Annotated in this window: 22 protein-coding genes; 14 read left to right on the top strand and 8 right to left on the bottom strand. The window is 72.5% G+C overall.

Going from position 1 to position 24,145, the window contains the following annotated elements; genetic code table 11:
* Positions 1-95: 95 nt before the first annotated feature.
* Genes ACIRQY_RS22920 through ACIRQY_RS22910 form a run of 3 tightly spaced genes read left to right on the top strand, consistent with a single transcriptional unit; the run spans position 96 to position 2,015 of the window.
* Positions 96-803 (top strand): HAD family hydrolase, encoded by a 708-nt coding sequence (locus ACIRQY_RS22920; protein ID WP_403928529.1) that lies wholly within the window; start codon positions 96-98, stop codon positions 801-803.
* Positions 796-1,278 carry a type II 3-dehydroquinate dehydratase gene (locus ACIRQY_RS22915; RefSeq protein WP_403928526.1) on the top strand — a complete coding sequence of 161 codons (483 nt, stop codon included), beginning with the start codon at positions 796-798 and terminating at the stop codon, positions 1,276-1,278. The genes ACIRQY_RS22920 and ACIRQY_RS22915 overlap by 8 nt, the downstream gene beginning before the upstream one ends.
* Before the next feature lie 8 nt (positions 1,279-1,286).
* Positions 1,287-2,015, top strand: coding sequence for a PIG-L deacetylase family protein (locus ACIRQY_RS22910; protein ID WP_403928523.1), 729 nt, complete (start codon positions 1,287-1,289; stop codon positions 2,013-2,015).
* A gap of 181 nt (positions 2,016-2,196) precedes the next feature.
* Here the strand turns inward: ACIRQY_RS22910 and ACIRQY_RS22905 are convergent, their stop codons facing one another.
* The 7 genes from ACIRQY_RS22905 to ACIRQY_RS22875 form a co-directional block, all read right to left on the bottom strand.
* Positions 2,197-3,066: a glycosyltransferase family 2 protein gene (locus tag ACIRQY_RS22905; protein WP_403928520.1), complete on the bottom strand. Its 870-nt coding sequence runs from the start codon at positions 3,064-3,066 to the stop codon at positions 2,197-2,199.
* Positions 3,060-4,244 (bottom strand): Gfo/Idh/MocA family protein, encoded by a 1,185-nt coding sequence (locus ACIRQY_RS22900; RefSeq protein ID WP_403928518.1) that lies wholly within the window; start codon positions 4,242-4,244, stop codon positions 3,060-3,062. The genes ACIRQY_RS22905 and ACIRQY_RS22900 overlap by 7 nt, the downstream gene beginning before the upstream one ends.
* Positions 4,241-5,461, bottom strand: coding sequence for a DegT/DnrJ/EryC1/StrS family aminotransferase (locus ACIRQY_RS22895; RefSeq protein WP_403928515.1), 1,221 nt, complete (start codon positions 5,459-5,461; stop codon positions 4,241-4,243). The genes ACIRQY_RS22900 and ACIRQY_RS22895 overlap by 4 nt, the downstream gene beginning before the upstream one ends.
* Positions 5,458-6,429, bottom strand: a complete 972-nt coding sequence (locus ACIRQY_RS22890; RefSeq protein ID WP_403928512.1) for an ROK family protein — start codon at positions 6,427-6,429, stop codon at positions 5,458-5,460. Before ACIRQY_RS22890 ends, ACIRQY_RS22895 begins: the two co-directional genes overlap by 4 nt.
* 65 nt (positions 6,430-6,494) lie before the next feature.
* Positions 6,495-7,340: an SDR family NAD(P)-dependent oxidoreductase gene (locus ACIRQY_RS22885; protein WP_403928509.1), complete on the bottom strand. Its 846-nt coding sequence runs from the start codon at positions 7,338-7,340 to the stop codon at positions 6,495-6,497.
* Positions 7,337-9,679 carry an AMP-binding protein gene (locus tag ACIRQY_RS22880; protein WP_403928506.1) on the bottom strand — a complete coding sequence of 781 codons (2,343 nt, stop codon included), beginning with the start codon at positions 9,677-9,679 and terminating at the stop codon, positions 7,337-7,339. The genes ACIRQY_RS22885 and ACIRQY_RS22880 overlap by 4 nt, the downstream gene beginning before the upstream one ends.
* Entirely contained in the window at positions 9,676-10,782 is a 1,107-nt protein-coding gene (locus tag ACIRQY_RS22875) for a radical SAM protein (protein WP_403928503.1), read from the bottom strand. The genes ACIRQY_RS22880 and ACIRQY_RS22875 overlap by 4 nt, the downstream gene beginning before the upstream one ends.
* 239 nt (positions 10,783-11,021) lie before the next feature.
* On the opposite strand from ACIRQY_RS22875, the gene ACIRQY_RS22870 reads away from it, so the two are divergent.
* Entirely contained in the window at positions 11,022-12,416 is a 1,395-nt protein-coding gene (locus tag ACIRQY_RS22870; protein WP_403928500.1) for a helix-turn-helix domain-containing protein, read from the top strand.
* Between the two features lie 138 nt (positions 12,417-12,554).
* Here the strand turns inward: ACIRQY_RS22870 and ACIRQY_RS22865 are convergent, their stop codons facing one another.
* Positions 12,555-12,971 carry a hypothetical protein gene (locus ACIRQY_RS22865; protein WP_403928497.1) on the bottom strand — a complete coding sequence of 139 codons (417 nt, stop codon included), beginning with the start codon at positions 12,969-12,971 and terminating at the stop codon, positions 12,555-12,557.
* Positions 12,972-13,199: 228 nt separating this feature from the next.
* On the opposite strand from ACIRQY_RS22865, the gene ACIRQY_RS22860 reads away from it, so the two are divergent.
* The 10 genes from ACIRQY_RS22860 to ACIRQY_RS22815 all read left to right on the top strand — a co-directional run bounded on the left by ACIRQY_RS22860 (position 13,200) and on the right by ACIRQY_RS22815 (position 24,128).
* Entirely contained in the window at positions 13,200-14,204 is a 1,005-nt protein-coding gene (locus tag ACIRQY_RS22860; protein WP_403928494.1) for an SAM-dependent methyltransferase, read from the top strand.
* Positions 14,205-14,207: 3 nt separating this feature from the next.
* Positions 14,208-15,287, top strand: a complete 1,080-nt coding sequence (rfbB, locus tag ACIRQY_RS22855; RefSeq protein ID WP_403928491.1) for a dTDP-glucose 4,6-dehydratase — start codon at positions 14,208-14,210, stop codon at positions 15,285-15,287.
* Positions 15,236-16,198 (top strand): sugar nucleotidyltransferase, encoded by a 963-nt coding sequence (locus tag ACIRQY_RS22850; protein WP_403928488.1) that lies wholly within the window; start codon positions 15,236-15,238, stop codon positions 16,196-16,198. Before rfbB ends, ACIRQY_RS22850 begins: the two co-directional genes overlap by 52 nt.
* Positions 16,199-16,215: 17 nt before the next feature.
* A complete protein-coding gene (gene rfbH, locus ACIRQY_RS22845) occupies positions 16,216-17,520 on the top strand; it encodes a lipopolysaccharide biosynthesis protein RfbH (RefSeq protein ID WP_403928486.1) in 1,305 nt (434 codons plus the stop codon).
* A 94-nt stretch (positions 17,521-17,614) separates the two neighbouring features.
* Positions 17,615-18,883 carry a nucleotide disphospho-sugar-binding domain-containing protein gene (locus tag ACIRQY_RS22840; RefSeq protein ID WP_403928484.1) on the top strand — a complete coding sequence of 423 codons (1,269 nt, stop codon included), beginning with the start codon at positions 17,615-17,617 and terminating at the stop codon, positions 18,881-18,883.
* Entirely contained in the window at positions 18,880-20,310 is a 1,431-nt protein-coding gene (locus tag ACIRQY_RS22835) for an NDP-hexose 2,3-dehydratase family protein (RefSeq protein ID WP_403928481.1), read from the top strand. Before ACIRQY_RS22840 ends, ACIRQY_RS22835 begins: the two co-directional genes overlap by 4 nt.
* Entirely contained in the window at positions 20,277-21,416 is a 1,140-nt protein-coding gene (locus ACIRQY_RS22830; protein WP_403928478.1) for a Gfo/Idh/MocA family protein, read from the top strand. The genes ACIRQY_RS22835 and ACIRQY_RS22830 overlap by 34 nt, the downstream gene beginning before the upstream one ends.
* Entirely contained in the window at positions 21,413-22,705 is a 1,293-nt protein-coding gene (locus tag ACIRQY_RS22825) for a DegT/DnrJ/EryC1/StrS family aminotransferase (protein ID WP_403928475.1), read from the top strand. The genes ACIRQY_RS22830 and ACIRQY_RS22825 overlap by 4 nt, the downstream gene beginning before the upstream one ends.
* Entirely contained in the window at positions 22,702-23,499 is a 798-nt protein-coding gene (locus ACIRQY_RS22820; RefSeq protein ID WP_403928472.1) for a class I SAM-dependent DNA methyltransferase, read from the top strand. The genes ACIRQY_RS22825 and ACIRQY_RS22820 overlap by 4 nt, the downstream gene beginning before the upstream one ends.
* Complete coding sequence (locus tag ACIRQY_RS22815) at positions 23,496-24,128, top strand: dTDP-4-dehydrorhamnose 3,5-epimerase family protein (protein WP_403928469.1); 633 nt, start codon at positions 23,496-23,498, stop codon at positions 24,126-24,128. Before ACIRQY_RS22820 ends, ACIRQY_RS22815 begins: the two co-directional genes overlap by 4 nt.
* The last annotated feature ends 17 nt before the right edge of the window (positions 24,129-24,145 follow it).

The following is a 24,145-nucleotide window of genomic DNA, read 5'->3' as shown; positions in this document are numbered from 1 at the left end:
TAGAGTCAATATGAGTCAGCATTCGACAACTATAGTTAGTTTCCTGACGGTGATCCACGACGCGTCAGGACCTCTCCCCGGTGAACGGAGCACGCATGACACCGCCGACTTCCCTGCCGGACACCCCGCCCGGCGCCGTCGTCTTCGACCTGGACGGAGTACTGCTGGACACGACCGAGAACATGCGCCACGCGTTCGCCGCGGTCTGGGCCGCGGCAGGCCGCCCGGGTGTCCCGCCCTTCGACACCTTCCTGACGCACATGGGCGCCCCGCTCCACGTCATCCTGGAGAAGTTCGGCCTCACCGCCGACTACGCACCGGTGTACGCCGCCGCCAGCTCCGCACGCCTGGACCTGGTCCTCCCCTACCCCGGCATCACCGAGGTGCTGCGCGCGTTGCGCGCGGCGGGAGTCCCGGTCGGCGTCGCCACCGGCAAGTCCCACCAGCGCGCCGTCGAGGCGCTGCGCTCGGGCGGGCTGTACGAGCTGCTGGACGTCGTGGTGGGCAGCGACCAGGTGTCCCTGCCCAAGCCGGACGCCGAGATCCTGCACACCGCGCTGTCCCTGCTGCCGGGGACGCCCCATGCCGGGGAGAACGCCGTCTTCATCGGCGACAGCGTGCTGGACCTGCGCTGCGGGCACGCGGCCCGAGTGCCGACGATCGCGGCCGGCTGGGGGCAGAGCTCGCGGGCGACCCTGCTGGCGGAGGGGCCCGGCGCGTTCGCGGAGATGCCGCAGGATCTGCCGGGGCTGCTGGCCCTGTCGCTGGCCGACCAGGACCGCCGGGAGGTCCCCGTTGGCTGAGATCCTGTTGCTCAACGGCCCCAACCTTGGTCAACTGGGCACCCGCAGGCCCGAGATGTACGGCACCACCACGCTCGCCGAGATCGAGCGGGACGTGCGCAGGACCGTGGCGGAGGCCGGTCACACCGTGCGCTGCCTCCAGGACGAGAGCGAGGCGACGCTCGTACGGGCGGTGCACGAGGCCGGCGACTGCGTGGGAGCCATCATCAATCCCGGCGCCCTCATGATCGCCGGGTGGAGTCTGCGGGACGCTCTGGAAAGCTTCCCCGGACCGTGGATGGAGGTGCACCTCAGCAACGTCTTCGCCCGTGAATCCTTCCGGCACAACTCGGTGATCTCCCCGCTCGCCTCGGGAGTGCTGTGCGGTCTCGGCGCGTACGGCTACCGGCTGGCGGCCCTGGGGCTGGTGCACCGGCTGGCGCAGAACGCCGCACAGGGTGCCGGTCCCGGTCCCACCGGTCCCGGCACAACGTGAGGAGGCTCTTGCTCGCGCCGCACCCGGACGACGCGGTCTGGTCCTGCGGCGGCATGCTCCGGCAGTGGTGCCGCGAGGGCACGCTCACCGTCGTGACCGTCTTCGACGGGGACGGTCACGAGGGGAGCGTCCACCGTACCGGCGATCGCGGCGGGGAAGGCCGCGAGGGGCACGGCACGCCCGCACTCCGGCGGGCCGAGGACACTGCGGCGCTGGCCCACTGGCCGCTGCGCGCCGTCGGGCTCGGCCTTCCGGAGGCGGCGCTGCGCCGTGACGGGGCGGGCCGGGGCCTCTACGCGGGACCGCTCGCCCTGCGCCGCGCTCCGCACCCCGCGGACGCCGCCCTCACGGTCCGGCTCGCCGGGCTGCTGGGTCCTCTGGTCGAGGACCACGACGAGGTGCTCCTGCCCCTCGCCGTACGCACCCACGCGGACCACCTGCTGGTGCGCGAGGCAGCCGAACTCGCCCTGGAATCAAGGGTGGACAACAGTGCCCCGCGCCCCGTTCGGGCCCGCTACTACCGGGAGTTCCCGTACGAGCCGCCGCCCCCGCCCGGCGGCTACCGGGAGCACGCCGAGCCGGCCGACTTCTCCGACTGGCTGCGCGGCGCGCTGATGTACGAGTCGCAGGTGCGCGGCATGTTCCGCGACGCCCGCCCCTTCGCACGCGCGCTGGCGCGGCGCACGGGCGCGCCGCGCCGCTGCACGTGGACCTACTGGGTGCGGGATCCCGCATAGGGCGTGTTTCGAAAGTCCCGCCTGCCTGGCGGCGTCTGGTGCGCACGCTCGCCGCGTTGTCGGGACCACCCCGATACCACCAGTATCGGGGCGACCCTCCGCCTTGCGACCGCACGCACCAGACGCCGCCAGGCCCGCCCTCCGGGCAGACGACGCTCCTTCCGAAACACGCCCTAGGGACCTACCGGGCTGCGGGTGCCTGCTCGGTGCAGGCCGCCACGTAGGCCGCCACCCCGCCGCCCTCGCCGAGCAGCCTGGGCAGCTCCCGTACCGCACGCAGGCCGTGCAGGGCGGTGAAGCGGTCCAGGTTCGCCGCGTGCTGTTCCCAGCGGTCGGGGCGCGCGTGGGTGAGGTGCACCCCGACCGCCGGGGCCGGAACCACCATGTGCGCCCCGGCGGCATGCGCCCGTACCCCCAGTTCCAGATCCTCGCAGCCCCAGCCGTGTCCGAACCCCTCGTCGAAGCCGCCCACCTCTTCGAAGAACGCCCGGGGCAGCGAGGTGTTGGCCCCCACGCAGGCCGCCCAGGGGGCGACGGGCGGCACCTTCCCCTCGTCCATGGCGCAGATCAGCGTCTCCAGGGTGTTGCGCGGCAACCGCCCCTCCGCCCCGGCGGCCACCCGGGCCGCCGCTGCGGCCAGTTCGGCCGCGCCGACGGCCGCGTACCGTTCGAGCCAGCGGCGCGCCCCGGGAAACTCCCGCAGCGGACCGTGCGCCAATTCCTTTTCTCCCATGAATTCCTGATGCGCACTCATGTGACCGGCCACGGTGAGGATGTCGTCGTCCAGGAAGAGCAGACGGCTGCCCCGGGCGGCGGCGGCCCCAGTGTTGCGCGCGGCGGCCCGCCCTCGTTCCGGGCCATCCACCACCCGGGGCGCAGGCCATGTCCCCTCCCCCGCCAGGCGGTGCAGCAGCTCCCGGGTCCCGTCGGTGGAGCCGTCGTCGACGACCACCACCTCGTACGGACCCCGGTGCTCCTGCGCGGCCAGGGCGACGAGGGTCGCCCGGAGCGACGTCACCTTGCTCCTGGTGGGGATCACCACGCTCAGCACGGGACGGCTCCCGCCGGCCGGGCCGGGACGTCGGACACCAGGGGACGGCCGGCAACCCGGTACGCGTCCTCCAGCAGAGACAACACCTGTGCGGAGCGTTGGAGTTCGGCGCGCCAGGGCAGGTTGCGGCGGAGCATGGCCAAGGTGGCGTCGAGCTGGGCGTCGTACTCCTTGCCCGGTACGGTCTCGACCGGCCACTCGCTGCTGCGGTCGCCCCTCCGCACCCTCAGGACGGGGTGGGTGACGCGATGGGGGCTGAAGCCGAACGTGGTGACCAGTTCCAGGTGGCACTCCTCGCCGTCGACGCCGGTGCCGTGCACTTCGATGCGCGTGGTGTCCACCTCCACGTCCGTCGCCCAGGCCGCGCGCAGCGTCAGCGCCGAGCCGTCGCGGTAGTGGGCCTGCAGGCTGCCGTCCGCCTCGACGTCGAACACCCCGCCCTCCGGGCCCGCGCCCGGGGCCGGACCGTCACCGCGCCAGCCAGCTCCACTGCGTATCAACTCGGGATTTGGACAATGCAGTTGTGCGTTCAGCGAGGTGCGCCGGGAATCCGGCAGCAGGCCCTGGGCGACCTCGGCCAGGTGCCAGCCGAGGTCGAGCAGCGCTCCCCCGCCTGCCTGATCGCGCCGGGTGAACCAGGAGCCGGGCCGGGGCACGCCAGAGGACCGCAGCCACTCGGCGTTGACCCTGACGGGTCCCACGCACCACTGGCGCACCAACGACCGGAGCCGGTCCACATCGAGCCGACGCGTCGAGGGGCGGCTGATCTGGAAGGGGGCGCCGGTGTCCCAGGAGCGGGCGTTGAGCCGTCGCAGTTCTTCCGTGGAGAGACACAGCGGCTTCTCGATCAGGGCGGCGACCCCGGCCTCCAGGACGGCCCCCGCGGTCTGTTCGTGCAGGTGATTGGGCGTACCCACGACGGCCAGGTCGAGATCCCGGGCCAGCAGGTCCTCCAGCCGGTCCGCGATCAGGTCCGGCGGCAGCCCCGCCGCACCGCCCGGGGGCTCGGCGGTGCCGCCCGCCCCCGGGCCGGTGAGGGCCAGGGAGCGGGCGGTGAGGGCCGGATCGTACACCCCGACCACCTCGAAGTTCCGGTGGGCGAGCAGCCTCGGCAGCCACACCTGGGCGTTGATCCAGCCGAAGCCGATCAGCGCGGTCCGAAACGGTCGCCCCGTCACGACCGGCCGACCTCGTCCACGGCGGACGCGATCACCTCGGCGACCCGGTGCACGACCTCGGGGTCGGCGAGCATGATCCGGTGGTGCAGCCACAGGCCGCGAGCGCCGATCAGCTCCGCCTGCGGACAGCGGGCGGCGAGTTCCCCGACGGTGACGTCCTCGGTGGCGCCCGCCCAGAAGCCGTCGGTGCGGTAGACCGGCGGGAAGTTGACGCACGCGGGCACGTTGCGCTCCTTGAGCAGCTCGACCAGCCGGTCGCGGGCCTCCGGCCCGAAGCGGTCGCCCTCCAGGGTCAGCAGGTACATGTAGTGCGGGTTGGCCGTGATCTGCGGGTCGCGGGTCTGGGTACGCAGCCCCTCGACGGACGCCAGCAGTTCGTCGAGCAGCGCGCCCCGCTCCTCACGGATGAGGCTGTGCCCGGCCATCCTGGTCAGCTGGGTGCGCAGGACGGCCCCAGAGAATTCGTTCATCCGCGCGTTCATGCCGCCGGTGACGTGCTGGTACGTGGTGTCCTGCGGGGGCCTGCCGACGGCGTGCAACAGATAGGCCCGGTCGAAGGACTCCTTGTCCGGGAAGGTGAGCGCCCCTCCCTCACCGGCGGTCATCAGCTTGCCGTTCTGGAAGCTGTAGCAGGCGATCGACGGGTCGGCGCCGACGAGCACCCCGTCCCGGGAGGCGCCCTGGGCATGGGCCGCGTCCTGGATGACCACGGCGTCGAACTCCGCCGCGATCCGGTGCAGTTCGGGCAGGTCGGCCATGTGACCGGCCATGTGCACGGGCAGGATCGCCCGGGTGCGTGCGGTGGCGACCGCCCGTACCGACTCGGGGGTCAGACACTGGTGACCCGGGTCCACGTCTGCGGGGACGGGGACGGCCCCCGTGTTCTGTACGGCGAGGGAGGTGCTGATGAAGGTGAACGCGGGCACGATCACCTCGTCACCCGGTCCGATGCCGTGCACCCGCAGCGCCAGTTCAAGGGCATCGGTGCCGCTGTTGACGGCCAGCGCGTAGGGCGCGCCGTTGTAGGCGGCGAACTCGCTCTCGAACAAGCTGACTTCGCTGCCGCCCGCACGCCACCACTGGCCCTGTTCGAGGGCGCGCAGCAGTGCGGTGCGCTCGCCGTCGTCGTACTGCGGCCAGGAGGGCAGCTCGTCGGGCCCCAGGGAGAGTGCGGGTGCGGCGTCGACTGCGGGCGCGAACTCTTCGCTGATCGTCATGTGCTGGGGTCTCCTTCTGCGGTTTCTGCGGTTGTCGTGGTCTCTGCGTCTGTGGTCGCTGCGGCCTCCGCGCGGGGTCGCGGCCGGGGCACTGAGGTGCGCTCCGCGGGCTCGGCGGAGAGGGCGAGCAGCAGTGCGCCCGCGAGCGAGCCGGCCGTGCCGTGGACGGCCGGTGCCACCTCGGGCAGCGTGCTGCCGCGGCGGGTGCGGCGGGGCAGCCGGGCGCTCAGCGCGGCGGCGAGACCGGCGCGGGTCGCGCCCACTCCGCCGCCGAGCACGACGGTGGCGAACGGCAGCAGTTCACCGATGGCGGCGACGGCCAGCGCACAGGCGTCCGCCGCCTCCGCCAGCGCTGCGGACTCCCCCCGGGCCGTGGCGGCGCGGAGCAGGGCCGGGCCCGACGCGTACGCCTGGAGGCAGCCGTACTGCCCGCAGTCGCAGAGCGGTCCGTCGTCCGGTCGCACCACCAGGTGGCCGGCCTCGCAGGGCCGGAGTTCGTCCGGGCTCGGCGACGGTGCGTCCGCGGGCCGGGGCGGCAGCCAGGCCCCGCCGACTCCGGTGCCGATGCCGAGGTAGAGCAGGCCGCCGGAGGTACGGTGCCTGGCGCGGGCCTCGGCGTACCCGGCGAGCAGCGCGTCGTCGCGCACGAGGGGTGTGCTGCCCCAGCGCGCGGCGAGTTCGGCCGCCGGTCTGCGCCCCCGCCAGGACGGTCGGCCCGGCCAGCGGCTGATGCGGCCCTCGGCGTCGAGCGTGGCGGGCAGGGCGAGCACCGCGGTACGGGGGTGCGTGGCGCCGACGGCACGCAGTGCCCGCTGTGCGGCGTCGTCGAGGCGCTCGATGTCGTCGTCGAAGTCGGGGGCGCGCCTCCTGCCGGAAGTGCCCCATTCGATGCGTACGACACCGCTGTCGGCCGCCCCGGCCCGGGCCCGCACCTCCGCCTTCGTACCGCCGATGTCGACGGCGAGCACGGCAGTACGGGCGGCGGGCGGTGCGTCTGGCAGAAGGGGTGTGCGCGGGTGGGGCGGGGCGTCCGTCACCACCGGGCGCCGCCGTCCACGAGGAGGGTCTGCCCGGTGATGTACGAGGCTCCGGGGGCCACGAGGAAACCGACCACCTCCGCGATCTCGGCGGGTTCGGCGAGCCTGCGCACGGCGGTGCGGCCCGCTGCCCTCTCGTCCTCCTCCGCCGAGTAGACCTGGGCGGTGTCAGGGCGGGACCGGACCGCTCCGGGCGCGACGACGTTCACGGTCACGCCGAACGGCCCGAGTTCCCAGGCGGCCGAGGCGGCCCAGCCGGACAGGGCCGCCTTCGTCGCCGCGTAACCGGGTTGTCCCGGCATGCCGGTGGCGCCGCCGCGCGAGCCGAAGAGGACGATCCTGCCGAACTTCGCGCGCATCATCCGCTTGGCCGCGGCGGACGCCAACTGCTGTACGGAGCAGGTGTTCAACTGCCACAGCCGCTGTTCGGCGGCGTGGTCGTACGCCCCGCCGAGCACCGGGCGGCGTGCGGTGGCGCCGTGCGCGCACACCAGGATGTCCGGAGCGGGGCCCAGTTCCCTGACCCGTCCCAGGAGCGCGGCGGCGGCGTCCGGGTCGAAGAGGTCGGCCCGCAGGAACCGGGCGCCGGTCCCGGCCGCGAGCGCTTCGGTACGCTCCGAGGGAGTGCGGTGGACGCCGACCACGGCCGCGCCGCGTGCGGCGAGCAGCCGGCAGACGGCTTCGCCGAGCTGCCCGGTGGCACCGGTGACCAGCGCAGTCAGGCCGTCCAGGGCTGTCTTGTCCGCCGGGAGCCCCGCGGCCGGACTCCCGGCGGTCGTGTCCCCTCCGGCGCCTGACATGCCGTCGGCCAGTGGGGTGGAATGCGGGTGGTGAACGCTCATGCGGCCCTCTCGGCCTGCGGTTTCGGATGGAGTTCGGGTTCGGCGACGAGGAGGGTGACGGCCGGCTTGCCGACGTGCACCACGCGGCGCACGGTGAACCCGGCGGCGCCCAGGCCCGCGGTCAGGGTGGACTCCGTGGGCCAGGCCGAGCCTCCGTGGGTGAGCCAGTCGAGCCGGATCTCCTGGGGCAGGCCGCCCGGTGCGTCCAGGAACACGTCGTCGATGAGCAGCCGCCCGCCCGGGGCCAGCCGTGCGGCCAGTTCCCGCAGGTCGCTGCCCGGCCCCGGCAGGTGGACGGCGTTGCAGACGACCACCAGGTCGAAGAGCTCCCCGTCCTCGGGCTCCGGTATCTCGGGCGGGCCGCCGGGGCCGCCGGGCGAAGGCCTGTCGTCGCCCCCGTGCGTGGACTGTTCCGCGAGGGTGCCGACCCGCAGCAGCCTGTTCGCTCCGGCCGCCCCGTACGCCTGCACGTACCGGCCGGGGCCGCAGGTGATCTCCAGCAGCCGCCCGTCCGGCGCCCCGGCGAGCCGGACGCCGATCCTGCTGCGGCTGTGCGCGGCCGGGGTGTGCATGGCTCGCTGGTAGACCCCGCGCAGGACGTCGTCGGGACCCTCGGTGTCGAAGGCCCGCGCGGCGGATCCGGTGTGGGCGAGAGAGGCGAGCCGCTCCCGGGTCACCCAGGACCGAGAGAGTCGCTCCTCCAGGGCGAGGATGGCCAGCGCGCCGTCCAGAGCGTCGGCGGCGGGTCCCGGGGGAGGCTCCGCTCCCCCGGCCGCGGCACTCTGTGTCCGCGCCCCTTCGCGTTCCTCCGGCGGGGCCGCGCGCAGCAGGCCCGCACTCTCGGCGACCTGGAGCAACTGCTCGCAGACATCGGCGTCGAGGCCCAGTTCCCCGGCGATGCACGCGGAGTCGGCCGGCCCCTGCCTCAGCAGGTCCAGTACGCCCAACCGCATCAGGGTGAAGAGGAGTTCGCTGCGTTTATGGCCCTGGGCGCAGGCGATCAGGGCCACCTCGTCGCCCGGTACCAGGCGTCGTGCGGGCAGCAGCTTCCCCGACCGGCCGCGGGGCAGTTCGCCGACCGCCCTGATCCGGTCGGGCACCTTGTACGGGGCGAGCCGGTCCTGAGCGTGGCGGTGCAGGTCCGCGCTGTCCGCCCCGGTGCCGCGCAGGCTCACCACCTCGGCGTGCAGCCGGGTGACGGGGCCGGTCGCGGTGCGGCCGGACACTCCAGTGACCCTGGCCTCCAGTACGTCCCTGTGCGAGCGCAGGACCGTCTCGACCTCTTCGGGGGCGACCCAGCGGTCGCCCCGGCGGACGGCCCGGCCCCGGCGGCCGAGGATCCGCAGCCCGAGCTCCGGGTGGTAGGCCGCCACATCCCCGGTGGAGCGCCAGCCGTACTCGACGTCGCCGGTGTCGGGTTCGCCGGCGATGCGGATCTGGAGTTCGCCCGGTTCGTCGTCGTGGGCGCGGTCGGTTCCCTCGTCGCCCACGATGCGGAAGCCGATCCCGTCGAGCGGGTGGCCGACCCGCCCCGGCGGGGCTCCGGCCGGGGCGCTGAAGAGCGAACCGGTCTCCGAGGAGCCGTAGTCGCGGGCGAGCCCGATGCCCAGGGCCGCCCGGAAGGCGTCGTCCAGTTCGTCGTCCACGACGCCCGCGCCCACCATGGCGAGCCGCAGATCGGTGCCGGTGAGCGGGGCTCGGCCGGCCCGTGCGCAGAGCAGCCGGGCGACCGTGGGCACCAGAGGCAGAACCGTCGCGCCGTGTTCGATGTCGCGCAGGACGGCTCCGAGCGCGGTCGGCGCGTGCACCCGCAGCTCGGCCCCGGCCTCCAGGGCGGCGTGCAGCCATCCCAGGGCGTAGGCGTGCCAGAGCGGCAGCGGCAGCAGCACCTTGTCCGTGGCCCCCAGCCCGGCCCACCGAACGTGCCGGCGGCCCTCGGCGCGCAGCGAATCGACGCTGCGTTCCACGAGTTTGGGGGTGCCCGTGGTGCCGGAGCTGGGCAGCAGGACCGTGCCGGGGCGCCGCACGGGGCCGCCGGTCGCCGGGCGGGCGGGCGAAAGCTCCGCGCGGGGCACGTCGGAGAGCGTCCTGTCCCGGGTGTGCAGGAGACGCCCGCCGCCCGCGCGGGCGAGCCAGCGCGCGTGCTCGGCGGCGGGTGCGGCCGGGTCGACGAGCAGCGGGACGGCGCCGGTCGCCAGTACGTCCCGGTAGGCGTCCGCCCAGGCCGCGCCGCCCTCGCCCACCAGGGCCACCACCTCGCCGGGCGCGCAGTAGAGAATCCCGCCCACGGAGCGTGGAGCACCGGCGGCGGGAGACTGCGCGTCGATGTGCGCGGTCATCGCCGCCCGGCCTCTTCTGCCAGGTAGCGTCGCTTGCTCTCGGTAATGAGCTCGCGTATCGCGGGCGGCGAGTAGGTCGGCGCTGAGCAGAGTTCGTCGAGGGTGATCTCGTCGTCGAAGTACATGCTGAGCGTGTCCCAGGGGGTGAAGCAGCCCTTGCAGGCGTCCAGCCGCGGCCGGTCCGCGAGCAGCGCCTGGTAGAGCCCGCTCTCGCCGACCCGGCTCAGGGTGTCCTCCCAGTCGTCCTCCAGCAGGTTGCCCATGTTGGAGAACCAGATGTTGGGGCAGGGGGTGACGGCGCCGTCGCTGAAGGTCGAGATCACCATCCGCGGCAGGTGACAGCGGAAGGTGCGTCCGCTGTTCCGGTAGAAGCTCACCAGCCGGTCGAGGTACGCCCTCGGCGGCAGTACGGAGGCGAACTCCTCGTAGCGGGCGGCGAACTCCTCGATGTGGTGGACCTGGTCGGGGCGTACGGCGAACTCCTGGGAGTCCGGTCCGCGCACCGGGAAGGGGAAGAAGACCGGGGGCACCGGGCGGTCGGCGAGCCAGCCCGCGAACTCGGCGAGCTCGCCCACGCTCCGGTCGTTGAGCACCCCGTAGATCTCGACGTCGAGACCGCTGTCGAGGATGGCCTCGACCCGCTCGACGACCTTGGTGTGCAGCTTCGCGGAGGCGACGCGGTGGGAGTTGCCCTGGTGCAGGTGGCTGTCGAGCGACACCTGGAGCACGACGTTGCCCCACCGGGCGAGTTCCTCCAGGTGCGCGTCGCGCACGAGCACGCCGTTGGTCTGGATGACCAGCACCTCGTGCTCGGCCGCCTGCTCGCGCAGGAAGTCCATGACGCCCGCCACCAGGAAGATCTCGCCACCGGTCACCTTGAGCAACGGCACGCGGAAGGTGGAGTCGATACGCCGGTCGATGACCGGCAGCTGCTTGCCGAGCAGGCTCTCCGGTTCATATCGGTCACGCGTCGGAGGCCGGAAGATCAGCTGCTCGGAGTGCGCCTCCTTCAGATTGCTCTGACCGGTGAGGCAGTACGTGCAGCTCAGGTTGCACGAATCCTCGTTGACCACGAGGTCGTTGCCGATGAGCCCGTCAATCATTTCCCGCCACCTTCGGTCGAGTCTGACCCAATGCCCGACTTTGACAGGTGTCATTGACTAAAGTCAACACTGCTGGGAAGCCTGAGCTGACCAAACCTTGACCAGATCGGAGGACGGGGAAGCCGATGGCAGCAACTACAGTTACCTCGGACGACAGAAGCGGAACCAGAGATACCGGAACCGGGGACACGGGTCAGCACCTCCGCCAAGGGCCCCCGTTAGGCGAGAGGAGCAGCACAGTGAGGAACCAGCACCCGGACTTCGGGGAGCGCATCAGAGCGCGGCGACGCGAACTGGGGCTCTCGCAGCAGCAGCTGGCCGGTGATGTCGTGACCTCCAGCTACGTCTCGCTGCTGGAGTCCGGAAAGCGCGCGCCCACTCTGGACGTCATCATCCATCTGGCCGAGCGGCTGATGATGCCGGTGGAGGAGCTCGTCGGACAGAACATCGCGGGCTCGCTCGGCACCGAACCCGCCCCGGGTCACGGCGGAAGGGCTCCCGCGCCGGCCGCTTCCACCCACGGGGGGGCGAAGGCCGCCTCGCGACCCGCCCCGCAATCGGTGCCGCAGCCGTCGACCCCGGCGCCGCCGTACGCGGGCCCGGCCCCTGAGGCCGCACGGACGCCCGACCATCACATCCAGATCCTCGCCGTCAACGCCTTGCAGAGCAACGACTACGCACGCTCGATCGAGCTGCTGCGCGGCCTCTACGACCAGGTTCTCCCCGAGGGCGACCCGACGAAGAGCATTGAGGTCGGCCTCCAGCTGCAGCGGGTGCTCCAGACCCAGGGCGACCACCCACAGCGGCTCGCCCTCCTGGAAGAACTGGCCACCACTGCCTCCGAACAGCCCTCCGAGGCAGTGCAGGTAGCGGTGCTCACCGAACTGGGCAGCGCTCTGCGCGACACAGGACATCTCGCGCGCGCCAGGACGCCCCTGGAGAGCGCGCTGACCCTGCTCAGGCCCGCCCACCTGCACGGCACCTCGGAGCATGTACGCCTGCTGGGCACGCTGATCTCGGTACTGTGCGAGCTGAGTGACATGGACTCGGTGCCGACGCTGGTCTCGGAGATGCTGGAGCTGGCGGAGTCCGTCGACGCCCCTGGCATCCTGGGCCGCTCCCAGTGGGTGGCCGCCATGGCCTACGACCAGCTCGGCCGCGCCGAGGACGCGCACACGTTCGTCGTCCGGGCGCGCGAGCACCTGCCGCCGTCCACCATGACCCTGCGGGACTGGCTGCGGTTCTGCCGTTCGACCACGAGCGTCCTGCTGAACACCGGCCATCTGGACGACGCGCACGAGTGGCTGCTCGGCGCCGAACAGACGACCTCGCTGATGAACATCCCCGCCGAGACCGCCGCACTGACCGCTCTGCGCGCGCGGCACGAGAGCGCGCGCGGTCGGCACGAGAGCGCCCTGGAGCTCTACGTCGGACTGACCGGCGACGACTCGCCGCTCTCCGGTCTCCAGCTGGCCCGGGTCTGCCTCGCCAAGGCCGAGGAACTACGGGCCCTGGACCGGACCGAGGAGGCGGTCGAGGCGCTCCGGGGGGCCGCCGCGATCTGCGAGGAGAGCGGGGCCTACCAGCTCGCCGTGCAGATGTGGCGCCGGATGGACGAGATCCGGCCGCGCTGAGTGCGCCCCGCCGGGGCGGGGGTACACCGTCCCGCCCTGGCAGGCCCGGGTGAAGGTGTCGCCAGGTGCGACTGAGGGGCGAAGCGATAACGCTTCGCCCCTCAGTCATACCTCTCTCTTCCCTTGCCCACACCCCGCTTACCAGGGCCAGTCCGCGCTCGGGGCCGCCGCCCCGGTCCGCCACGGCCAGTCGGCGGCCTGCCGCGCGGACTCCTGACGGACCCGCCACGGCCAGTCCGTGCTCGCGGCGGACGCTCTCCGCGCCGCCCACGGCCAGTCGGTGTTCTCTCCCACGTCCGCCTTCGCACGCCACGGCCAGTCGGTGTTCTCTCCCACGTCCGCCTTCGCACGCCACGGCCAGTCGGTGTTCTCTCCCACGTCCGCCTTCGCACGCCAGGGCCAGCCGGCGTCCGCCGCGGTGTCCTTCCGTACCGCCGGCTGCCGGCCCCGATCGCCCGTGGCGCCCGTACAGTCGCCCGCCTGCTCCGTACAGAGCCCGCCGGTCCGTTGTGCGCTGCCCGATTCGGCCCAGGCGGCACCTGTCGCCCCGGCCATGGTCCCGACTGTGAGCACCAACACCGATACCGCGGGGACGAAGCGGGAGGAAACCTGCGCAATGGGGTTCATGGCGGACTCCTTGGGTTGAGGCGAAATCGAGTCAAGATCGAACGTTACTATAGTCACAGCCCTTGGTATAGACATTGCCAAGAGTCAGCTCGTGAGCCAGACTCCGACGACATTTCTTGACTATTGTCAAAGCCTCTTACTGAGAGCGAGGGCGTCGTGGCCGACCCGGATCCTCTTTCCCCTCTGCGTTCCGCGCGCAAGATCCTCGCCGCCGTCGAGGCTGCGGAGGGCACCGGTCTGTTGGATGCCATGGCGGGCGGACCCGTGCCCGCCGAGCAGCTCGCCAAGTCCTTCGACCTGCGGCCTGAGCCCCTGCACGCGCTGCTGCGCGTACTGCGGTGGCACGGTGTCCTGGACGACACCGGCGCTGCCGGGTGGCAGCTCGCCGAGGTCTACCGGGAGCTGCTCACCGGCCCGCCCGGCAGCAACGCCCGCGCCCTTCTGAGGATCGAGCGGTGGGCCGCCCAGGACCACTTGAACGCGGACGGTGTGACCGCCGCCCTGCGCGGCAGACGGCTGCCCACCGAGATACCGGACGCCGAACTACCCGCCCTCGCCGACGCGATGCTCACGGGCGCCCGGGCCAGCGCACCGCATCTGGCCCGCCTCCCCGAACTCCGCGACCGCACCAGCCTCGCCGACATCGCCGGCGGCAGCGGGGGCTACTCGCTCACGCTGTGCCGCATGTTCCGCGGGCTGAGCGCCACGGTCTACGACCGGACGCCGATGCTGGAGCACGCCGCACGCGCCGTGAAGGAGGCCGAACTCGGCGACCGCGTACGGCTGGTGCCCTGGGACCTGCACTGCGACCCGCTCGCCGGGCCCGAGGCCCGCGAGGCCTCCGGAGCCCCCCACGACGCGGCGCTCCTCTCGCACGTCCTGCACCTGCTCGACCGGCGGGAACGTGTACGGCTGCTGACCGACACCCGCCACCTCCTGCCCAGCGGCGGTCTCCTGCTGGTCCACGACTTCCTGTACGAGGCGCCGCCCGCCGGTTCCGTGCTCGCGGCCTCGGCCGTGGACTGGCTCGCGCTCGGCGCCTCCTACCACCCGGACCGCCGGGCGCTGACCGCCGAACTCGCCGAGGCGGGGTTCACGCTCCGGCGCACCGTCCCGCTGCCCGCGCTGGGCACCACCGTCGCCGTCGCCACCCGGGACTGAGCCATGCACATACTCGTGACCGGCGGAGCCGGATTTATCGGCAGCACCTACGTGCGCGCCCTGCTGAGCGGGGACTACCCCTCGTTCGCGGGAGCCGACGTGACGGTGCTCGACAAGCTCACCTACGCGGGCAACCCCGCCAACCTCGCGGCGGTCGCGGACCGTCCGGGATTCCGCCTGGTCCTCGGCGACATCGCCGACGCCACGCTCGTACAGGAACTGCTCGTCCCGGGCTCCGTCGTGGTCAACTTCGCGGCCGAGACGCATGTCGACCGGTCCATCGACGACGCCGGGTCCTTCGTGCACACCAATGTGACCGGCACCCACGTCCTGCTGGAGACGGCACTGCGGCAGGGAGCCGACCGCTTCCTCCAGGTGTCGACCGACGAGGTGTACGGTTCGATCCCCTCCGGTTCCTGGACCGAGAGTTCCCCCCTGCTGCCCAACTCCCCCTACGCGGCATCCAAGGCGTCGGCGGACCTGCTGGCCCTCTCGTACTTCCGCACCCACGGACTCGACGTGCGGATCACCCGGTGCAGCAACAACTACGGCCCCCACCAGCACCCGGAGAAGCTGATCCCCCGGTTCACCACCCGGCTGCTGGCCGGGCGGAGCGTCCCGCTCTACGGCGACGGTCAGCACGTACGCGACTGGCTCCACGTCGACGATCACTGCCGCGGCATCCAACTCGCCCTGGAACAGGGACAACCTGGGAACGTCTACCACATAGGCGGCGGCACCGAGCTCAGCAACCGCAGCCTCACCCGCGAGCTGCTGGCCGCGTGCGGCGCCGACTGGAGCGCGGTGCGCCACGTCGCCGACCGGCTGGGCCACGACCGGCGCTACTCCCTGGACGACAGCAGACTGCGGGGGCTCGGCTACCGGCCCCGGACCGAATTCGCCGAGGGCCTGCGCGCCACCGTCGACTGGTACCGGGACCATCCGGACTGGTGGGCCTCCCGGACCGAGTACGACGCCCGGTACGCGAAATCCGCCCAGGACGCGAAAGAGGACGAGAGGAGGAACACCCCGTGCGCGGCATCATCCTCGCAGGAGGTTCGGCCACCCGGCTCCGTCCGCTGACCCTGGTCTCCTCGAAGCAGCTCCTGCCGGTCTACGACAAGCCGATGATCTACTATCCGCTGTCACTGCTCATCGAACTGGGGCTGCGCGAGATCCTGGTGATCGCCGCCCCGGAGCACCGCGACAGTTACGAGCGGCTGCTCGGCGACGGCAGCCGGTTCGGCATCCGCCTGGAGTACGCGGTCCAGGACTTCCCCCGCGGTCTGGCCCACGCCCTGCTGCTGGCCCGCACCTTCGTCGGCGACGGCTCGATGTGCCTGGCGCTGGGCGACAACCTGTTCCACGGCCCGAAGCTGCAGTCGCGACTGCGCGACGCCTTGCTCCGGCACCGGGGCTGCACCCTGTTCAGCCGCAAGGTGGCGAACCCGGAGCAGTACGGCGTGGCAACAGTGGACGCCCTGGGCCGGATCACCAGTCTCGTGGAGAAGCCCGAGCGGCCCCGCTCCAGCCTCGCGGTCACCGGCCTGTACCTCTACGACAACGACGCCCTGGACAAGGCGGCCGGCCTCACTCCCTCGCACCGGGGCGAGCTGGAGATCACCGACCTGAACCGGAGCTACGTACAGGAGGGGCGGGCCACCCTGGTGGAACTGGGCGACGACACGACCTGGTTCGACACCGGGACCCCCGACAGCCTCCTGGACGCCGCCCAGTACATCCGGATGCAGCAGCAGTTGCAGGCCGCTCCCGTCGGGAGTCCCGCGGAGTCGGCCCTGCGGGCCGGCCTCATCGACCGGGAACCCCCGGAGGGGCCCGCACCCCAGTCCCCGGGGACGCCGACCCCCCAGCCACCGGAGCGGCCCGCTCCCCCGCCTCACTCCGTCGCCGCACCCGCCCGGCCGGCGGGTTCCTCAGGCCGGACGGGTCCCGCCGGACACCGGCGCAGCCTGCTGACCGAGCCTCAACCTTGAGCCGCAAGGAGACGACCATGGGCCACCGCAAGGAACGCCTCCTCGCGGAGGTACGCGCCTACCACCGGGAGCAGGAGCCCGACGGGCACTTCGAGCCGGGGGTCACCGAGATCTGGCCTTCGGGCGCCGTGCTCGACGCGAACGACCGGGTGGCGCTCGTGGAGGCGGCGCTGACCATGCGGATCGCGGCGGGCTCCGACTGCCGGAAGTTCGAGTCGGCGTTCGCCCGCCGGCTGGGGCTGCGCAAGGCGCACCTCACGAACTCGGGCTCCTCGGCGAACCTCCTCGCGCTCACCGCTCTCACCTCGCCCGTGCTGGGAGAGCGCAGGCTGCGGCCGGGCGACGAGGTGATCACCGTCGCGGCGGGGTTCCCCACCACGGTCAACCCGATCATCCAGAACGGTCTGGTGCCGGTCTTCGTCGACATCGAACTCGGCACCTACAACGCCACCGCCGAGCACGTCGCCCGCGCGATAGGACCGCGTACCCGGGCCATCTCCATGGCGCACTCACTGGGCAACCCCTTCGAGGCCGCCGAGATCGCCGAGATCGCCGAGGCCCACGGTCTGTTCCTCGTCGAGGACAACTGCGACGCGGTGGGCTCCACCTATCGCGGAAGGCTCACCGGCACGTTCGGCGACCTGTCGACCGTCAGCTTCTACCCGGCTCACCACCTGACGATGGGCGAGGGCGGCTGCGTCCTGACCTCGAACCTGGCGCTGGCCAGAGTGGTGGAGTCGCTGCGCGACTGGGGCCGGGACTGCTGGTGCGAGCCTGGCGAGAACGACCGGTGCCTCAAGCGCTTCTCGTACCAGATGGGCAGCCTGCCCGAGGGCTACGACCACAAGTACATCTTCTCGCACGTGGGTTACAACCTGAAGGCCACTGACCTCCAAGCAGCCCTGGGCCGGAGCCAGTTGAACCGACTCGACGATTTCTGCGCGGCGCGCCGGCACAACTGGCGTCGTCTGCGCGAGGGGCTCGACGGGCTGCCGCACCTGCTGCTGCCCCGGGCCACCGAGGGCAGCGATCCGAGCTGGTTCGGCTTCGTCATGACGATCGGCCCCGAGGCGCCGTTCACGACGGCGGAGCTGGTGGCGTTCCTGGAGGAGCGCAGGATCGGCACCCGCCGGCTGTTCGCCGGGAACCTCACCCGGCACCCGGCCTACCAAGGGGTGGAGCACCGGGTGTCCGGCACGCTGACCAACAGCGACGTCGTCACCGGACGGACCATCTGGACCGGCGTCTACCCGGGGCTCACCGACGAGATGATCGATTACGTCGTCGCCTCCATCAAGGAGTTCGTCGCGGCCCGCGGCTGACCGGCCGCCCCTCCCCGGCTCCCTGCTGACGGGCCGGCCTCCTCAGAAACCCCCCTCTCCTTACGAGCCCACTTCCTGACGATGGGATCGCCCCGTGCGCGTTCTGTTCTGCGTCTTTCCCCACACCTCTCACCTGCACTCCGTCGTTCCGCTTGCCTGGGCGCTGCAGAACGCCGGCCACGAGGTGCGTGTCGCCCTGCACCCGGACGCGCTGCACCTGGCGACCGACGCGGGGCTGAGCGCCGTGGCAGTCGGCACCCGCGAGCACCTCGGTGAGATCGTCGCGGCGAACCCGGACCCGTCCAAGCTGCCGAAGCTCACCGGTTCCATGGCGCTCGATCCGGCGGCGGGGCCGGGCCGCCTGCAGGCCCAGTGGCTGCACTACACCGCCATGCTCGCCCAGTACCGTCCCGTCGTGGACGACCTGGTCTCCCTGGCCCGGCGCTGGCGACCCGACCTCGTGCTGTGGGACCCGCTGTGCGTGCCGGCCGCCGTCGCCGCGGAGGTGACGGGAGCGGCCCACGCGCGCTTCCTGTGGGGCCAGGACAACATCGCCTGGCTGCGGGCCAAGCAGCTCGAAGTGGCCGCCGCGACCCCGGCACCGGGCGCTCCCGCGGCCCGGCCGAGCCGGGACCCCGTGCGGTCTCTGATGCGCCCGATGCTGGAGGCGTACGGGCTCGAATACCGCGAGGAGCTCCTGCTCGGCCAGTGGACCGTGGACCCGTCGCCGGAGGCCATGCGGCTTCCGGCCGCGCCGACCTACGTGCCGATGCGCTGGATTCCGTACAACGGGGGCACCCCGGTGCCCGCCTGGCTGGACGAGCCGCCCCGGCGGCCCCGGGTCGCCCTGACGCTCGGTGTCGGCGGGCGGGGGAGGCAGCTGTTCGAGGAAGCGGGGGTGACCTTCGCGGAGGTCGTCGCGGCGATCACGGAGCTGGGTGCGGAGGTGGTGGCGACCGGGCATCCGGGGCTGCCGCCGGGGGCGGAGGTTCCCGAGGGGGTGCGGCTGGTCGACTACCTGCCGCTCAACCAGCTCCTGCCCACCTGTTCGGCGGTGATCCACCACGGGGGCGCGGGCACCTTCGCCGCGGCGGTCGCGCACCGGGTGCCGCAACTGGTCGCTCCCGTGCCGTTCTGGTCGGAGAGCGAGACGGCCCGCCACGTCGAGGAGCAGGGGGCCGGACTGGCCCTGGAGGTAGGGCAGTTCACGCTGGAGGCCTTCTCGGCACGGCTGCGCAGGCTCCTCACGGAGGAGACCTTCCGGGACGGGGCACAGCTGCTGGCCAAGGAGGCGCAAGGGGTGCCGGGCCCTGCGGAGCTGGTGCCGGTTCTGACCGAACTCACCCTGCGGCACCGCCGATGAGCGCCGCGGTGTGGGCGGACACGCAGGTCCGGGCGGGGGCGGCGCGGGGGTTCGACGCGCCGGTTGCCCTGCGGCCGCGTCACGACGTGTCCGTCGCCGAGCGGCTCGCCCGCTCGGCGACGGCCCCCGAGGGAGCCGCGATCGCCACGTCGGACGTGGCGGGCTGGCTCGCGGAGCGCGCGCGGGCACATCCCTTCGAGGTGACACGGATCCCGTTCGACGCGCTGGAGGGCTGGGAGTTCGAGGAGGGCACCGGCAACCTGGTGCACCACAGCGGCCGGTTCTTCACCGTCGAGGGGCTGGACGTGTCGCCGCAGTCGCCCGACGGACCCGCGCCGGGCTGGCAGCAGCCGGTCATCGTCCAGCCGGAGGTCGGGATCCTGGGCCTGCTGTGCCGGGAGATCGACGGGGTGACGCACTTCCTGCTGCAGGCCAAGATGGAGCCGGGGAACGTCCATCTGCTCCAGCTCTCCCCCACCGTGCAGGCCACCCGGAGCAACTACACCCGGGTCCACCGGGGCGGCCAAGTGCGGTACGTGGAGTACTTCACCGACCCGGGCCGGGGCCGGGTGGTCACCGACGTGCTCCAGTCCGAGCACGGCTCGTGGTTCCACCGTAAGGCCAATCGCAACATGGTGGTGGAGGTCCGCGAGGATGTGGAGCCGCACGAGGACTTCCGGTGGCTGACGCTGGGCCAGATCCATCAACTCCTGGCCAGTGACCACCTGGTGAACATGGACACCCGCACCGTGCTGTCCTGCCTGCCGTTCGCCGACCCGCACTCCGGCGCCCTGCACCGGGACGCGGAGGTCCTCTCCTGGATCACTGGGCGGCGCGCCGCGCACAGCTTGCGCTCCCGCCGGATCCCCCTGGCCTCGGTGGCCGGCTGGCACCGGTCGGCAGACCGGATCGAGCACAGCGGGCGCGGGCACTTCCAGGTCGCTGCCGTTGCCGTACGGGCGGGCAACCGCGAGGTCGGGCAGTGGAGTCAGCCGCTGTTCGCCCCCGTGGGGACTGGCATCACCGCGTTCGTGCTGCGCCGTTTCGACGGGGTCGCGCATGTTCTGGTGCGGGAGCGGCCGGAGGGCGGCCACGGCAGCGCTCTGGAATTCGGTCCGACCGTGCAATGCACCCCACAGGTGGGCCGCACGCCGCCGGCCTTCCTCGACCTGGTGCTCGGCGCGGGCCCCGAGCGGATCCGGTACGACACGGAGCACAGCGAGGAGGGCGGCCGGTTCCTGGCGGCCCGCACCCGCTGCCTGATCGTCGAAGCGACCGGGGAAGAGGCCTCCTCGCACCCTCCGGCCGGCTTCCGGTGGGTCACTCCGGGCCAGCTCACCACCCTGGTGCAGCACGGACATTACCTGAACGTCCAGGCACGCACCTTGCTCGCGTGCCTCAACTCCCTCAAGAAGGAATTGAGTTGAATTACCTTCCTTCAGCGGCAGCAGAGTCGGCGCAGCGTCCGGTACGTTTCGGGGTGCTGGGGTGCGCCGATGTGGCCCGGCGCCGAATGCTGCCCGCGATGCGGGCCGATCCAGGCATAAGGATCACCGCCCTGGCGTCCCGGCGCCGGGAGACGGCCGAGGCCTGGGCCCGGGAGTACGACTGCGCCGCGGAGTACGGCGAGTCCGGCTACCCGGCGCTGCTGGCCCGTACCGACGTGGACGCGGTGTACGTACCGCTGCCCGCGGCCCTGCACAGCCGGTGGGCCGAGGCGGCACTGCGGTCCGGCAAGCATGTGCTCTGCGAGAAGCCGCTGACCACGGACGCGCAGAGCACGGCAGCGCTGATCGAACTGGCTGCCGCACGGCGTCTGGTACTGGCGGAGAACGTCATGTTCGTCCACCATCCGCAGCACGAGGCGGTCCGGGAACTGCTGGCCGACGGCGCGATCGGTGAACCGTACCTGCTGAACGCCGCGTTCGAGATTCCGTCGCTGCCGGAGGAGGACATTCGCCATCGGCCGGAGCTGGGCGGCGGCGCCCTGTTCGACGTAGGGCTGTATCCGGTACGGGCCGCCCTGCACCTTTTGCCGGGCCCGCTGTCCGTGGTCGACGCCGAGCTGTCGGGGCGGCCGGGCCGTGAGGTGGACACGGGCGGCTGGGCACTGCTGCGCAGTCCGGCGGGAGTCACCGCCCGGCTGGCGTTCGGGCTGGAACACCCCTACCGCTGCCGCTACGAACTCCATGGCAGCGAGGGAAGCATCGTCGTCGACCGGGCCTTCACGCCTCCCGCCGACAACCGTCCGCAGGTGCGGCTGTGCCGCACGGACGGGTCCACCGGCCCGCGGGGGCGTGTGCTGGAACTCCCCGCGCACGACCAGGTGGCACGCACCCTTGCGGCCTTCACCGCCGCCGTGCGCGCGGACGGCAGCGCCCGCGCCCCGGACCGGGTCCTGCTGGAGGAGGCGGTGCTCCTGCGGGACATCCGCCGGACGGCCGCCCTGTCCTCGTCCGAGCGCACTTCCGCCGCCGTACCCATACACACCGCCTCCGCACCCGCACCCGTGTCCGCCGGGAGTTCAGAGTGATCAACGTTTTCCAGCCCAGCCTCGGCGAGGCGGAACTGCGCGCCGTCGCCGCGGTGTTCGCCGACAACTGGCTCGGCCACGGGCCGCGCACCGCCGCGTTCGAGGCGGAGTTCGCGGCACACCTGGGAGTGCCCGCCGACCGGGTCGTCTTCCTCTCATCGGCCACGGCGGGGCTCTACCTCGCCACGGAGCTGCTCGGACTGGGGCCCGGCGACGAGGTGGTGATGCCCAGCATCAGTTTCGTCTCGGCCGCCAGCGCCGTGGCCTCGACCGGCGCCCGCCCCGTGTTCTGCGACGTGGACCCGCACACCCTCAACCCGTCCGCCGAGCAGGTCGCGCGGGCACTGACCGACCGGACCCGGGCCGTGCTCGTCCTGCACTACGGCGGCGGGCCCGGCGACATCGCCCGCATCGCGGAACTCTGTGAGAGGCGCGGCGTGCGGTTGGTCGAGGACACCGCCTGCGCGGTCGCCTCGCGCGTGGGCACGCGCGCGTGCGGCACGTTCGGCTCGCTCTCCGTGTGGAGCTTCGACGCGATGAAGGTGCTGTCAACGGGGGACGGCGGAATGCTGTACGCGGCCGACCCGGTGGTCGCGGAGCGGGCCCGGCGGCTCGCCTACCACGGCCTGGCGCAGTCGAGCGGCCTGAGCGCGGCACAGGACGCGGCGGACGGCGGCTCCGAGGCCACCAGCGACAGCCCGGACGCCACAGCCGGAGGCCCGGGCACGGAATCCGGCGGCACGGGTGCCACGCCCGGCGGCAGGGGTGCCCGGGTGCCGTCCCGGTGGTGGGACCTCGACGTCCGGGACTTCGGCCGACGGGTGATCGGCAACGACCTCACGGCGGCGATCGGCAGTGTGCAGTTGCGCCGACTGGAGGCCATCGTGGACCGGCGCAGGGAGGTGGCCGCCGCGTACGACCGGCTGCTGTCCGGTCTCGCCGGGGTGCGGCTGCCGCCGCCGCTCCCGCCGGACCACACCACCTCGTACTACTTCTACTGGGTGCAACTGGACCCGCGGATCCGTGACGCCGTCGCCTCGGACCTGCTAGCGCGCGGCATCTACACCACGTTCCGCTATCCCCCGCTCCACCGTGTCCCCGCCTACGGCCCGCACGAACTACCGCTGCCGCACGCGGAGTCGGCGTCCGACGCGACCCTGCTGCTGCCGCTGCACCAGGGGCTCTCCGGCACGGACGTGGCCACGGTCGCGGCCGAGTTCCGCGCGTCCGTCGAGGCCCGTACCCATGACCGGCCGGTCAGGCCCTCGCAGGAAGGCGTCCTCGCATGACCACCTCTTTGACCCGTACGGAGCACGCACCGGACCACGTCCCCGCCCCGGACGCCCTGCGCGCCGACGAGACCGCTGGGACCGCGTACAGCGCCCGGCACGCCGAGATCTACGACCACATCCACGCCGTCCGGGGCCGCGACTGGGACGCCGAGGCCGACGCCGTCGCCCGCCTGGTGTTCGAGCGGCGTCCCGGCGCACGTTCGGTCCTGGACGTGGCGTGCGGGACGGGTGCCCATCTGCGGCGGCTGCGCGAGCACTTCCCCGTCGCCGAGGGGCTGGAGCTGTCCGACACCATGCGGGAGATCGCCTCCGCCCGCCTCCCCGGCAGCACGGTCCACCGGGGCGACATGCTCGACTTCGACCTCGGCACGGGGTACGACGCCGTGCTGTGCATGTGCTTCTCCATGGGGTACATGGCCTCCACCGAGGAACTGACCGCCGCCGCACGCTGCCTGGCCCGCAACCTGGTGCCGGGCGGCGTGGTGGTCGCCGAACCCTGGTGGTTCCCCGAGAAGTTCCTCGACGGGTTCGTCACGGGCAGCGTCGCGGAGTCCGAGGACCTCGTCGTCAGCCGGGTCTCCCGGTCGGTGCGGGACGGGCGGCGCTCGCTGATGACCGTGCACTACACGGTCGCCGACCGGGCCGGGCTGCGGGCCTTCACCGAACAGGAGACGTACTCCCTGTTCACCCACGAGGAGTACACGGCCGCGTTCGCCGCCGCCGGGCTCGACGCCACGTACCTGCCCGGGCCACCCAACGGACGGGGTCTCTACGTGGGAGTACGGACATGACACGGGTGACCCCGGGGCGCATCCCCGGCGTCCTCACCCTCGAACCGCATCACCTCACCGACGAGCGGGGAATTTTCTACGAGGGACTGCGCACCGACGCCCTCACGGACATGACGGAACAGCCGTTCGTGCCGCGGCAGATCAACTACTCGGTCTCCCGCCGGGGCACCCTGCGCGGTCTGCACGGCGTGACCATCCCGCCGGGCCAGGCGAAACTGGTCACCTGCGTGCGGGGTGCGGTGCGCGACGTGGTGGTCGATCTACGGCTGGGCTCCCCCGAGTTCGGCACGTACGAGACGACTTCACTGCACGGGGCCTCGGGGCGCGCGGTGTACATCCCCGAGGGTGTGGTGCACGGGTTCCTGGCCCTCACCGACGACGCCTGCGTCAGCTATCTGCTGTCCACCCCGCACGTGCCCGGCACCCAGATCGACATCGACCCGCTCGACCCGGACCTTGCCATCGCGTGGACGGCCGGGGAGCCCACGGACCTGAGGCTGCTGCTTTCGGCGAAGGACCGGACCGCTCCGGGGGTGCGGGAGGCGACGGCGGCGGGTCTGCTGCCGCACTGGCAGGGTTCGCGGCGCACCTCGGCGCCCCTGCCCCAGCGGTCGGGAGCTCCCGGGTGACCGACCCACAAGCAGGC

Source organism: Streptomyces sp. NPDC101490 (genome assembly GCF_044767145.1).
Classification (GTDB): domain Bacteria; phylum Actinomycetota; class Actinomycetes; order Streptomycetales; family Streptomycetaceae; genus Streptomyces.
The sequence above is the reverse complement of the archived record's forward strand: the minus strand, read 5'-3'. Positions and strand labels throughout refer to the sequence as shown.